We start from the raw sequence: 12706 nt of genomic DNA, 5'->3' as shown, positions 1-12706 counted from the left end.
CGTGATCCTCGACCGATTGCTGCCAGAGGATACTCCATGACCTTCCGTCCCGGCCTGAACCACCTCTACATACCCGGGCCAACGAACGTGCCCGACACCGTTCGCATGGCCATGAACGTTCCTCAGCAGGACCAGCGCGGCCCCGAATTCGGCGCCTTCGTTCTTTCGATCCTGGCGGACCTCAAGCCGATCTTCGGGACGACCAAGGGCAAGGTAATGCTGTTTCCCGGCTCGGGAACTTCAGCCTGGGAGGCCGCCATCGTCAACACGCTTTCGCCGGGCGACCGTGTGTTGATGGCGCGGCACGGGCAGTTCTCGACCCTGTGGGTCAAGATGGCGATGGACCTAGGTCTTGACGTCGAAGTCATCGACCTCCCCTGGGGCGCAGGCGCCCCGGTTACGGAGTTTGCGCGCCGTCTCGGTGCCGATCGCGAGGGCAAGATCAAGGCCGTCTTCGTTACTCACAACGAGACGGCGACCGGTGTCACGTCCAGCGTGGCGGGCGTGCGCCAGGCGCTCGATGCCTGCTTCCACGAGGCAATGCTGTTCGTCGACGGCGTCTCGTCCATCGGCTCGATCCCTTTCCTCATGGATGACTGGGGCGTCGATCTGGCTGTCACCGGCAGCCAGAAGGGGCTCATGTCGCCTGCGGGTCTGGGCATCCTGGGCATCAGCGAAAAGGCCATGGCAGCTTCGCGGTCGAACGGCATGCGCCGCAGCTTCCTCAGGTTTGAGGATTACTTGGCCCAGACCGAGACGGGCTATTTCCCGCACACCCCGCCGACCCCGGTTCTGCATGGCCTGCGCGAGGCGCTGAACCGCATCAGCAGGGAGGGCCTGGACAATGTCTTTGATCGCCATGCCCGCCTGGCCGCCGGTGTCCGTGCCGGTGTCGCCGCCTGGGGTCTGGACACCTGCGCCGAACATTCCTCGCTCGCATCGAACACCGTCACCGCGATCAAGACGCCGCAGGGCTTTGATGCGCGCGAGGTGATCCGCATCGGTCTTACCCGTTACAACACCTCTTTCGGCTCGGGCCTCGCGCAACTTGCGGGCAAGGTCTTCCGCATCGGCCATCTGGGCGACCTGAACGAGGGCATGTGCCTGACCGCGCTCGCCGTGGCGGAACTGTCGCTGCGCGCGGCTGGGGCCAAGGTGCCGCTCGGCGCGGGCGTCGCTGCGGCGCAGGAGGTCTACGAACAGGACGCTCCGGCGTTCGCACTGGCGGCGGAGTAAGACGATGAGCCACACCCTTCACCCACTCAGGAAACAGCGCCTGCAGCGTTCGGAACTTGCCGTTCCGGCCAGCAACGTGACGATGATCGAGAAGGCCGCCAACGGTCCGGCCGATTACGTCTTTCTCGATCTGGAGGATGCCGTCGCCCCGCCGGAAAAGGAGCAGGCCCGCAAGAACGCGATCCAGGCCCTGAACGACATCGACTGGGCGGCCAAGGGCAAGACCGTCTCGGTGCGCATCAACGGGCTCGACACCCACTACATGTACCGCGACGTGGTGGATGTAATGGAGCAGGCCGGCAACCGGGTGCACACGCTTCTCGTGCCAAAGGTCGGTGTGCCGGGCGATCTGTACATGGTCGAGGCCATGGTGAACCAGATCGAGATGGCGAAGGGCTTCACCACCCGTGTCGGTCTTGAGGCGTTGATCGAGACCGCTCTCGGGATGGCGAATGTCGAGGCCATCGCCCAGTTCGGTGGACGGCTGGAGGCGCTGCATTTCGGCGTGGCCGATTTCGCCGCCTCGATGCGGGCGCGCACGGTCAACATCGGCGGTCTCAATCCCGACTACCCCGGCGATCAGTGGCACGCCGCCATCGCCCGCATGGTTACCGCCTGCCGCGCCTATGGCTTGCGCCCGATCGACGGTCCCTTCGGCGACTTCTCGGACCCCGAGGGCTACAAGGCCGGCGCCCGGCGGGCCGCCGCCTTGGGTTGCGAGGGGAAATGGGCGATCCATCCGTCTCAGGTGACGCTCGCCAACGAGGTCTTCTCACCCACCGACGCCGAGGTGACCAAGGCGCGGCGCATCATCGAGGAACTGCGCACGGCCGAGGCCCAGGGCAAGGGTGCGGCGAGCCTCGACGGCAAGATGATCGATGCGGCCAGCGAGCGCATGGCCAAGAACGTGCTGGTGATCGCCGACGCCATCTCCGGCAAATAGCGCCCGAAACCTAAGGACGGTGGGCCCTTTGGCCCATCCCACGGACAACCGCAGGACCTGCAGCACGGGAGACCGTGAACGACCCGGTCTTGCCAGGGGAGGACGGAAATGGACATCCACGAATACCAGGCAAAGGAAATCCTCGGCCGCTTCGGTGTGCCGGTGCCGAGGGGCGGGCTGGCCTACAGCCCTGAACAGGCGGCCTACCGGGCGCGCGAACTGGGCGGTCATGCCTGGGTGGTGAAGGCCCAGGTCCATGCCGGGGGCCGGGGCGCCGCCGGTGGAGTGAAGCTCTGCAAGTCGGTCGACGAGGTCCAAAGCTATGCTGCGAGCCTGTTTGGCCGCCAGCTGGTGACCAAGCAGACCGACCAGAACGGCAAGGGGGTCTATCGCCTGTGGATCGAACCCGCCTGCGATATCGCCCAGGAGTTGTACCTGGGCTTTGTCCTCGACCGGAAATCCGAGAGGATCATGATCGTGGCCTCGGCCCATGGCGGGATCGAGATCGAGGATCTGGCCGAGACCGACCCGGCCAGCCTTCGGCGCATGACGATCGACCCGGCAACCGGCCTTGTCGAATTCCAGGCACGCGAACTGGCCTTTGGCCTGGGGCTCTCGGGTACGCAGATCAGCCAGATGGTGACGATCCTGCAGGCCTGCTATCGCGCCTATCGCGACCTTGACGCCATGATGGTCGAGATCAACCCGCTGGTCATCACCGGGGCCGGCGACCTTGTGGCGCTCGACGCCAAGATGAGCTTCGACACCAATGCGCTGTTCCGCCGGCCGCAGATCGCTGAACTGCGCGACCGCAGCCAGGAGGACCCGCGCGAGTCGACCGCCGGCGACCATGGCCTGGCCTATGTCGGCCTAACCGGCGACATCGGCTGCATCATCAACGGCGCGGGCCTGGCCATGGCGACGATGGACATGATCAAGCTTGCCGGGGGCGAGCCTGCCAACTTCCTCGACATCGGCGGCGGCGCGAGCCCCGAGCGCGTGGTCCGTGCCTTCCGCACCGTGCTGGCCGATCGCAATGTCAGCGTGATCCTCGTCAACATCTTCGCCGGCATCAACCGTTGCGACTGGGTCGCCGAGGGCGTGGTGAAGGCCTATCGCGAGGTGGGCATGACCATCCCCGTCGTCGTCCGGCTTGCGGGCACGAATGTCGAGGAGGGCAAGACGATCCTTGAGGCCTCGGGCCTGCCGCTGATCACCGCCGACACCCTGGCCGAGGCCGCCGCAAAGGCTGTGGCCGCCCGTCCGAAACTGGCAGCCTGAGGAGGATCCCATGGCTATCCTGATTACCGAAAAGACCCGCGTCATCGTTCAGGGCATGTCGGGCCGTATCGGCCAGTTCCATGCCGCCGACATGATCAAGCACGGTACAAACGTTGTTGGCGGCGTGACCCCCGGCAAGGGCGGCGAGCGGCTGCTGGACCGGCCGCTGTTCAACACAGTGCGCGAGGCGGTCGAGGAGACCGGTGCCGAGGCCTCGCTTCTCTTCGTTCCGCCGCCCTTCGCGGCCGATGCGATCATGGAGGCGGCGGATGCCGGCATCAAGACCGCGGTCTGCGTCACCGACGGCATCCCTTCGCAGGACATGATGCGGGTGAAACGCTTCCTTCGCCGCTATCCCGAAAGCCGCAAGATGCGCCTTATTGGGCCGAATTGCGCGGGCATCATCTCGCCCGGCAAGGGCTTCATGGGCATCATGCCGCCGCATATCTACATGCCCGGGCGCGTGGGCATCGTCGGTCGCTCTGGAACACTGGGCTACGAGGCCGCGTCGCAGATGAAGGCGCTTGGCATCGGCGTGTCGACGAGCGTGGGCATCGGGGGCGACCCGATCAACGGCTCGTCCTTCCGCGACATCCTTGAGCTCTTCCAGCAGGACCCGGAAACCGATGCCGTGATGATGATCGGCGAGATCGGCGGCCCGCAAGAGGCCGAGGCCGCGGCCTGGGCCGCGCGGAACATGACGAAACCGATCGTGGCCTATATCGCCGGACTCTCGGCGCCCAAGGGCCGCAAGATGGGCCATGCCGGGGCGATCATCTCGGCCTTTGGCGAAAGCGCGCAAGAGAAGGTCGAGATCCTCACTGCAGCCGGCATCACCGTGGCGCCGAACCCGTCGTCGATGGGCGAGACAATGGCGCGTGTGATGGCCGCACGCCGTGCCGCCGCCTGACTCTGGTCAAGCAAACAGTAGCCGCCGGGTCCGGCATGCAGAAAAATCGAAATCTGGCCTTCCGATAAGGACAGCCCAAGGTCGTGCAAAGCTTGGCGAATCGGTGGGCTGGGACGCCAGAGCAGACGCGATTGGTCGGACTATGTCCGTGCGCAGTGACTGAACGGGGGAGGTCCTATGGTCCGCCCCCTTAAACCTGAACACCGGCCGCTCGTTCTGGAGACCCTCGGCATTGATGCGACCGGCATCAGAGGCCGAGATTACGCCTCAACCAGGATCTGGACTTCGCCATTCTCCAGACGAACCGGGTAGGTCCGCAGATCGATGCAGGCCGGAAGCTTGCGAGACTCGCCGGTCCGGTAGTCGAAGGTGCCGAAATGAAGGGGGCATTCGATGATCCCGCCGGCGACCAGTCCGCCAGATGGGGATCGTCTCGCGCGAGCAATTGCCATCCATGGCGAAGAAGTCGCCTTCGGGCGACCGGATGATGACTAATGTCCAGTTTCCGAAGTCGAAGCGCTTGACGTCCTCCAGCGGGATATCGTCGACGCCATGCTGCGCAATGATGTCGTGTCGGAACGGGTCTGGTCCGACCCTTAGACGGGTGCGTTGGCAGTGTCCAAACTGGCGCGCTGGCCATTGAAAGCTCTACGCTGACGCTCGCGCGGGTCCGCGCCTATCGCCGACTTCACCGAAGCGGTCGTGCCGGCCGATCAACGCCGCTCGAACTTTCGGATGCTGGCGCAATTCCTGTCGATGCAGGCGACCTTTGGCGCCGTCCTCGTAGGCTACGGCGCCCGGTTCCAGGGGCTGACACTTGGCGAGTTGTCCGAGGCGATGCTGATCGCCGTGGCGGTGATGAGCGTCTATTGCTTTGCCTCGGCCAATGCCGGTGCCGCGACAGGGCAGACCCATTCGGTCATGGCGCGGAGCATCTTCGGAACGCTCGGCAGCGGGCTCGTCTCGCTTCTGCTGGTCATCAATGGGATGGCCTTCTACCTCTTCACCGTCAAGTTCGTCATCGACATCACGGGTGGCCTTATCACGCTGCCGGCGGTCGGAATCCTGACTGCGATCCTTGCCTTCGTGATGATCGTGAACACCTATTTCGGCTTCGAAGGGGTTCAGCGCTTTGCGCAATACGTCGCCGTTCCGGTCATCCTGGTCTGGGGGATCTTCGCGACGATCCTTGCCTTCCGGGCCACCTCTTCGGACCTGCTTGCGGCTGTGCCGCCGGTCGACTCGAAAACCGGCATGATCCTGGTCATTGGCGGCATGGTCGGTCTGTCCACCTGGGGCAACGAGCCCGACTTCTTCCGCTACGCCAAGGCCGGGCGGGCCTCGATGTGGAACGTGCCGACGATCGTGATTTCCTATCTTGTCGGGGCCTTCCTCTTCCCGGTGATGGGATATCTGGTCGCCGCGCTGTCGAATGCCCCGGATTTCGGGCCGAGCATCCATTACTTCGTCAGCTTCAGCATGCTGGGCAGCGCGCTCCTCGGGATCATCATTCTGGTCATCAACCAGTGGGCCGTGCAGGACGGCAACCTCTACATCGCGGTGAACGGCGCCCAGAACGTGCTGTCGGGCATTCCCGGCTGGAAGCGGCAATACACGGTGGTGGGCCTTGGCCTTCTGGCGGCGGTCCTGACCTTCTTTCTGCCGAACCTGCAGGACACCTTCAACCTTGCGACGAGCGTCGGCTCGACCACAGTGCCCGTCGCCAGCGTGATCATGGCGCTCGACCTGTTTGTTCTGCCGCGGCTCTTTGGCATCCGGCGCCCGATGCACCGGGTCGCGACCTGGGGCGAGCTCGGGATCGCGAACTGGCCGGGCGTCCTGGCCCTGGCCTGCGGAACGCTGGTCGGGCTCTACACGGCGGGACTGCTGCCGATGTTCAACACCGACTACATCGGCTTCCCGGCGCTGCAGTCGTGGATCACGGGTGGGGTCGTCTACCTGCTGGCGGTTGCGGTGGTGCATCGCAGCGCGAACATCTGGTACAGGCCGCCGAGCCAGTCTTCGAGGTGCCAGGTGGTCTGGACCAGGCCGTCCTTGTTGAACTCGTGGACATCGATGGTCATGATCGTGAAGGGACGGCCCTTCGGCTCGAATCCCATGAAGGGACCGACCTGCGTGGCGGTATAGGACGACCGGACCACGACCTTGTTGCCCTCCTGGACGATGTCCTCGATCTTGATGTTGCCGTCCTTGAAGGTCGCGGCGAAGCCCGGGACCAGCTTCTTGAAACCCTCCCGGCCCGGCTCCTCGCCGGGGGTATTGGCGGGGATGTGGACCCAGTCTTCGGCGATGATCTGGTCCAGCAGGGCCGGATCGTTCTTGTTGAAGGTATCGTAGAAGATGCGGATCTTGTCCTTGTAGTCGGGTTCGGCCATCGCCGCTCCGGCAAAGAGCGAAAACACGGTGGCGGCGCTGGCGAAGGCAAGGATGGCGCGGCGGTTGATGGACATGGCGGTTTCCTTCTCGTTCGTTTCGGATTGAGGTCTCCGGACCGGTGCCGCGCCTCCTGCGCGGCCCGGCGGGCCTTGGGGTTCGGGGTCTGGACCGGGCTTCCTGGCTTGCGCCATCTTCCTGCCCGATGAGAGGAAGCTAAACCTTCCCCCTCAGGCAATCATCTGACCTGCTGTTGATCCAGAGTTTCCGCCCAGGAAAGGATGGGGGCCGCCGCCAGGCCATCCGTCATCTGGCACCGAGTTGGCCACCGAACCCTTCGGGCCCTGCGAGGAAGTCCAGGAAGCTCCGGGTCTTGGCGGGCAGGTAGCTGCGGTCGGAGTAGATGGCTGACAGGCTGACCGTGGGCGCGGGCAGATCGGGAAGGAGCGCCTCGAGCCGACCTTCGGCCAGATGCGCGCGCGCCGCCGGATGCGGCATGATCGCGATGCCCATGCCCTCGATCGCGGCCTGGAACAGCACCGTTTCGTTCGCGCTTTGCAGGACCGGGGTCATGCGGACCTCCGGCGCATTGGACCCCAGCCCCATTCGGACGCGCCCGCCGGTGCTGATCGGACTATAGGCGAGGAAGGGGGCGCCGGTCAGATCGGCGATCTCTCTTGGGCGGCCGATCCGGTCCAGCAGTGCAGGGGAGGCCACGATCAGGAAGGCGATGTCGGCAAGGCGCCGTGCGATCAGCCCCTCGTCCAGGACCGGGCTCACCCGGAGCGCCAGGTCATAGCCGTCCTCAACCAGGTTGACCGCTCGCCCGCTGAGGTCGAGATCGAAACTCACCTCGGGGAAGCGCGCGCGATAAGCGCCCAGCACCTGGACAAAGCCGGGCTCGGCCAGCCAGACCGGCAGGCTGATCTTCAGCATCCCCCGTGGATCGATCGTCGATTGAGCCAGCCGTGCGCCGGCTTCGTCCAGCCCATCCAGAAGGGGGCGCACGGCGGCAAGGTAGATGGCGCCGGCCTCGGTCAGGCTGACGCTGCGGCTGGTGCGGTTCAAAAGCCGCGCGCCGACGTCGGCCTCGAGATGCTGGACATGCTTGCTGGTCATCGCGGCCGAGATGTCCATCCGGTCGGCCACGGCGGCGAAACTCTTCGCCTCGGCCACGGCGGCAAAGACCCGCAGGCTGAGAAGGCGGTCCATGAAGTCCTCCGGATGGCGCAACCGTTGCGCATAAGAGCAGGATAGCAAGGGCTCCGTGCAAGATCATCAACTCGGAGGAAAGACAGTCTTCACTCCTGCCCCAATGATCGGGGACAGCGGACCCTGTATCCATCGCGCCATGAAACCATGGGCCCTAGCCCTGACACCGCGAAAGATATCCAAATGACACTGACCTCGACCGACACTCCCCCGGCAAGCCGCAACTGGAACATCGCCCTCTGGGTGGGCCAGATCGCCCTGGCCGCACTTTACCTGATGGCCGCATGGATGAAGGGCATGATGCCCATCGCCGACCTCGCCCAGATGGGCATGACCTGGGTGACCGGTGCGCCCATCTGGCTGGTGCGCGGCATCGCCCTGATGGAGTTCCTCGGCGCCGTCGGCGTTATCCTGCCCGCCGCGACCCGCATTCTGCCCTTCCTGACCGTTTGGGCCGCCGCCGGGCTTCTGGCGATCCAGGCCCTGGCCATCCCCTTCCACCTGATCCGCGGCGAGGCCAATGTCCTTGGCTTTAACCTGATCTACGTCGCGCTGGCCGTCTTCGTTCTCTGGGGTCGGACCCGCAAGGCCCCTATCGCACCCCGCGCCTGAGACCACGCGAAGAGACCAACATGGACACCCAAGCCCTGCAACTCGCCCGGCAGAGGATGGCCCAAGACCGTCCCGAACGCCTCACCTGGGGCTCGCTGACCCTGTCGGTCACCGACCTTGCGCGCGCCGAAGCCTTCTGGACCGAAGCCATCGGCTTCGTGCGGCGCCCCGACGTGGGGGCGGGCCTGGCACTCGGCACGCCGGACCGGACTCTGGTGGTGCTTGTCCCCGACGCCACCAGCCCGGTCGCCCGGGGTTATGCAGGCCTGTATCACGTGGCTTTCAGCATGGCCTCGCAGGCGGAATTCTCGCGCCGGATGCAGCGCTTCGTCGACCTCGGCCTGAGGATGTCTGCGGTCGATCACCTGATGTCCAAGGCGATCTACGTCCACGACCCCGATGGCCACGGCATCGAGATTGCCTGGGAGACGCCCGACCGCTTTGGCCGATTCAGCGATGCCGGCGGAGGCTTTGCGATGCTCGACGCGCAGGGACGCCGCCACAGCGGTCGCGAGGCGCTCGACCTTGTCGCCGAACTGACCCGGGCGGAGGGGGCCGATCCGGTGCTTCCCCTGCACCGCGACACCAGGGTTGCGCATCTGCATCTGCATGTGCCCGCGCTCGAGCCCGCAGTGAGCTGGTTCGAGGGGCTGGGCTTTGCCCGTAACTTGCATCTGACCCACTTCGGGATGGCAGACATGGGGGCAGGCGCGCCCTATACCCATCGGCTGGCGATGAACGTCTGGGCCGGACTCGGGGCACGGGCTGCCCCTGTCACCTCGGCCCGGCTCCGCTCCTATCGGCTGGAGACGACCGATGCCGCAACCTTTGCCGCGGCAGGGACACGGCTAGCTCTCGACCCGGCGACCGGAGATCTGAACGGCACCGATCCCGCAGGCGTCACGCTGACCTTGTCCCTGAAGACCGAGGGGATGCGCAAGGAGACTGCGGCCTGACCGCGACAGTCCCGGCTGCGGGATCGTTGCGGCCAAACTGGTGCCGCCATCGGCTGTTTCGACTTGGACCCTTGGGAAGCGAGAAGCCACAGCCCACGGAAAAGTCCTTCCCCATCACAAGAAGCGAAATCATGTCACAGACTGCCGTCGCCTATCGTCCCGCCCAGATCTGGCTGCATTGGAGTGTCGTCATTGGCGTGATCGTCCAGATCGGTTTCCACGATCCCATCGTCGCCGTTGTCGATGCCCGCGAAGCGGGGCAGGCCCCCACAGCTTCGGATGTCTCCTTGGCTTGGGTCCATGTCGGCGTCGGAAGCCTGATCCTCCTGGCCGTCCTTGCGCGGCTTTACCTGCGCTGGCGCCATGGGACTCCCGGCCATGCGCCCGGTACCTCGGTCCTCCAAGCCCGGAGTGCGACGCTCATGCACGCCGTCCTCTACGGGCTGCTCCTGGCGATGGTCGTGACCGGCATGCTGACCTGGACCGGGATCGCGCCCCTGGGCGGCCTTCACTTCGCGATCAACGTCGCGCTGTTCTTCTCGGCCCTGGTCCATGCGGCGGCTGCGATCTTCAACCAGGTCGTTCGCAAGGACGGGACGCTTGCCCGCATGGTCCCTCTCCTGCGCCGGTAAGGTGCCATGTCCACCCCGACGCGCCCTCGCAGACCAGCGCCGGGCCCTCCTGTTGCCGACGACCTCGCCGATCTCCCCTTGCCGATCCGGCCTCCCACCGTCCGGAGTTTCGGTCGCTGCCCCACTCGCGCGGCACGTTCCTGATGGGGCCGGCAGCGCGGTTGATCTATTGGCAAGCCTCCTCCGGGTCGTTCTGCGCTGGGACGGTTTGGACCTTACCCTGGCCATCGATGGTCCTCGCCCATCTGTGGGAGATGGCGCAGGCGAACCGGCTCCTCGATGAACCGGACATCCTGGCCGCGGACCGGCTGATCGCTCAGGTCGAGGCCCTCGCACAGGCTTCAGCAGCCGATCCGGCGCGGCTCGCTCGTCTGGTCGCCCGCGTGACACTTGGCTCCAGGTCAGTCCGGATCCGGCTTGAGGCGGCAGCCATCGCCGAAGCGTTTGGCCACGCGTCCGAAGATGTCGCCACCCATGTCCTCGACCTTGCCGGCCTGTTCCGTTTCCGCCGCCGCGGGATCGAGGCGCGCATCGTTGCCGGCGAACGACTGCCCAGCCCCGATCCGGTCCTGCTTCGCGTTCTGTCCGAGGCCCGCTGCTGGGCCCGCGCGCTCAGGGCAGGAACACCGCTGGCGGCAATCGCCGCCCACACCGGTCATTCGGAAGCCTATCTCCGCACCCGCCTGCCGATCGCCTTTCTCTTGCCGCGCCTGCAGCAGGCGATCCTGGAAGGGCGCCAATCCCCCGACCTGACCGTCGCCCGCCTAGTCCGCGAGAGGATCCCGCTCGACTGGGCCGCCCAGGAGCGCCGGTTCGGCTTCGCTTGAGCTGTCGTTATTTTCGGTGCTCGTCGGAATCGGCACTTCCCTGTTTCCTTCACGAGGGGCAAGCCGAACCACCTTCCGAGGCCTGCGGAGACGCAGCGCCGGAAAGGGTGGACGTCGCAGGTACAGGACCGTCTCCGAGCGAAATGCGACCCGATAACCCGCGGAAACACGCAGGAAAATCGGGAACAGACGATCAAATAATGAAATCAAGGGGGCGGCTGGCGGAGAGGGTGGCCGCCATTTCCGGGTCGCAACGCGCGGCATGGCGCTGCAGAAATGTTATTAAAACACAGGATATTGAACAGATGGTCACAGGTCGCCAGTCGTCTGCAATTGCAATCCGTCGCATCGTGTGATTCTATCTATGATGGGTAAGACGGGGAGTAATTGCCGTGCCGAAGCTCGCCGCAGAACTTGGGCCGCTGGACGTGAAACGGCTTGCGCACCCTGGAGGCAAGGGCAACGCCATGGTCGCGGTTGGGGGCGTTGCGGGACTTTACATGCAATTGACCCCGAACGGCGGGAAGACGTGGATCTTGCGCGTTCAGGTTGGCTCGAAGCGCCGTGATATCGGGCTGGGTGGATTTCCGACCGTGACGCTGGCGCAGGCCCGTGAAAAGGCCCGCGAGGCGCGGGACAGGATCGAGTGCGGCATTGACCCGGTAGAGGAACGCAAGGCCGCCAAGGCCCGTCTGGCCCTCGCGCAACGCCGGGGGATGCTGTTCAGGGATGCTGTCGATAAGGCCCTTGCCGCGAAGCTGGACGCCTTCCGGAACGAGAAGCACCGCGACCAGTGGCGCAATACGCTCGAAACCTACGCCATGCCGGAACTTGGCGCGTTGCCCGTGCAGGAAATCGACACCGCTGCCGTTCTCCGCGTCTTGCAACCGATCTGGAACACAAAGACGGAAACAGCGTCGCGCCTTCGGGGCCGCATCGAGGCGGTTCTGTCGTGGGCCACGGTCGCAGGGCATCGGTCGGGCGACAATCCGGCGCGATGGGCGGGCAACCTCAAGGAACTCCTGCCTGCTCCGAGCAAGGTTGCGGTCGAAGGCAATCAACCGGCGCTGGCGCTGGACGATGTCCCGGCGTGGTTCGCCGATCTGCGCAAGCGCGACGGGTTTGGCGCGCGGGCGCTGGAATTTGTGGCTCTAACGGCGGCACGCTCGGGCGAGGTTCGCGGTGCGACTTGGGATGAAATCGACTTGGACAAGGGACTGTGGATCATCCCTGCCGCACGCATGAAGATGAAACGCGAACACCGCGTCCCGCTGTCATCAGCCGCCGTTGACCTGCTGAAGGGACTGCCGAGACTTCAGGCCAATCCGCTGGTGTTCCCCGCCGCTCGTGGCGGGATGCTGTCGGACATGACCCTGTCCGCGACGATGCGCCGTGTCCACGAGGCTGCGGTGGCGGATGGTGGCAAAGGCTATGTCGACCGCGTCAATAAGCGCCCTGCGGTGCCGCATGGGCTTCGCTCGACCTTCCGCGATTGGGTGGCCGAGCGCACCAATTTCCCCGGCGACATGGCCGAGGTAGCCCTGGCTCACAAGGTCGGCAATGCGGTGGAGGCATCCTATCGGCGCGGCGACATGCTGGAGAGGCGCCGCAAGATGATGGCGACTTGGGCAGTTTTCATTTCGGGAAGCAATACGGCTGATTCTGGGATTGTTAGGATTTCCTAATGCGACTGGTTCCGAACT

12 protein-coding genes and 1 pseudogene are annotated in these 12706 nt (G+C 65.2%); 10 read left to right on the top strand and 3 right to left on the bottom strand.

Annotation, left to right across the window (positions count from 1 at the left end):
- The first annotated feature begins 36 nt into the window (after nucleotides 1–36).
- The 4 genes from L0V05_RS15880 to sucD all read left to right on the top strand — a co-directional run bounded on the left by L0V05_RS15880 (nucleotide 37) and on the right by sucD (nucleotide 4370).
- Nucleotides 37–1236, top strand: coding sequence for a pyridoxal-phosphate-dependent aminotransferase family protein (locus tag L0V05_RS15880; protein WP_234872103.1), 1200 nt, complete (start codon nucleotides 37–39; stop codon nucleotides 1234–1236).
- Nucleotides 1237–1240: 4 nt separating this feature from the next.
- Nucleotides 1241–2179 carry an HpcH/HpaI aldolase/citrate lyase family protein gene (locus tag L0V05_RS15875; protein WP_234872101.1) on the top strand — a complete coding sequence of 313 codons (939 nt, stop codon included), beginning with the start codon at nucleotides 1241–1243 and terminating at the stop codon, nucleotides 2177–2179.
- Nucleotides 2180–2287: 108 nt separating this feature from the next.
- A complete protein-coding gene (locus L0V05_RS15870; RefSeq protein ID WP_234872100.1) occupies nucleotides 2288–3460 on the top strand; it encodes a malate--CoA ligase subunit beta in 1173 nt (390 codons plus the stop codon).
- A gap of 10 nt (nucleotides 3461–3470) precedes the next feature.
- Complete coding sequence (sucD, locus tag L0V05_RS15865; RefSeq protein WP_234872098.1) at nucleotides 3471–4370, top strand: succinate--CoA ligase subunit alpha; 900 nt, start codon at nucleotides 3471–3473, stop codon at nucleotides 4368–4370.
- A gap of 260 nt (nucleotides 4371–4630) precedes the next feature.
- Here the strand turns inward: sucD and L0V05_RS15860 are convergent, their stop codons facing one another.
- Complete coding sequence (locus L0V05_RS15860) at nucleotides 4631–4822, bottom strand: Rieske 2Fe-2S domain-containing protein (protein ID WP_234872096.1); 192 nt, start codon at nucleotides 4820–4822, stop codon at nucleotides 4631–4633.
- A gap of 250 nt (nucleotides 4823–5072) precedes the next feature.
- Between L0V05_RS15860 and L0V05_RS15855 the strand changes: the two are divergent.
- A pseudogene (locus tag L0V05_RS15855) lies at nucleotides 5073–6239 on the top strand (cytosine permease); the annotation flags it as partial.
- An 86-nt stretch (nucleotides 6240–6325) separates the two neighbouring features.
- On the opposite strand, the gene L0V05_RS15850 reads toward L0V05_RS15855, so the two are convergent.
- The gene (locus L0V05_RS15850) at nucleotides 6326–6841 is read right to left on the bottom strand and encodes an ester cyclase (RefSeq protein ID WP_234872094.1); all 516 of its coding nucleotides are present in this window, start codon (nucleotides 6839–6841) and stop codon (nucleotides 6326–6328) included.
- A 229-nt stretch (nucleotides 6842–7070) separates the two neighbouring features.
- Nucleotides 7071–7976 (bottom strand): LysR family transcriptional regulator, encoded by a 906-nt coding sequence (locus L0V05_RS15845; RefSeq protein WP_234872092.1) that lies wholly within the window; start codon nucleotides 7974–7976, stop codon nucleotides 7071–7073.
- Nucleotides 7977–8159: 183 nt separating this feature from the next.
- Between L0V05_RS15845 and L0V05_RS15840 the strand changes: the two genes are divergently transcribed.
- The 5 genes from L0V05_RS15840 (at nucleotide 8160) to L0V05_RS15820 (ending at nucleotide 12688) form a co-directional block, all read left to right on the top strand.
- Entirely contained in the window at nucleotides 8160–8588 is a 429-nt protein-coding gene (locus tag L0V05_RS15840; RefSeq protein WP_234872091.1) for a DoxX family protein, read from the top strand.
- Nucleotides 8589–8608: 20 nt separating this feature from the next.
- A complete protein-coding gene (locus L0V05_RS15835) occupies nucleotides 8609–9544 on the top strand; it encodes a VOC family protein (RefSeq protein WP_234872089.1) in 936 nt (311 codons plus the stop codon).
- A gap of 131 nt (nucleotides 9545–9675) precedes the next feature.
- Nucleotides 9676–10176 (top strand): cytochrome b, encoded by a 501-nt coding sequence (locus L0V05_RS15830; protein ID WP_234872087.1) that lies wholly within the window; start codon nucleotides 9676–9678, stop codon nucleotides 10174–10176.
- A gap of 230 nt (nucleotides 10177–10406) precedes the next feature.
- Entirely contained in the window at nucleotides 10407–11003 is a 597-nt protein-coding gene (locus L0V05_RS15825; RefSeq protein ID WP_234872085.1) for a hypothetical protein, read from the top strand.
- Between the two features lie 392 nt (nucleotides 11004–11395).
- Complete coding sequence (locus L0V05_RS15820; RefSeq protein WP_234872083.1) at nucleotides 11396–12688, top strand: tyrosine-type recombinase/integrase; 1293 nt, start codon at nucleotides 11396–11398, stop codon at nucleotides 12686–12688.
- Nucleotides 12689–12706 lie beyond the last annotated feature (18 nt).

It is taken from the genome of Alitabrizicola rongguiensis (assembly GCF_021491355.1).
In the GTDB taxonomy this organism is placed as follows: domain Bacteria; phylum Pseudomonadota; class Alphaproteobacteria; order Rhodobacterales; family Rhodobacteraceae; genus Aliitabrizicola; species Aliitabrizicola rongguiensis.
The sequence above is the reverse complement of the archived record's forward strand: the minus strand, read 5'-3'. Positions and strand labels throughout refer to the sequence as shown.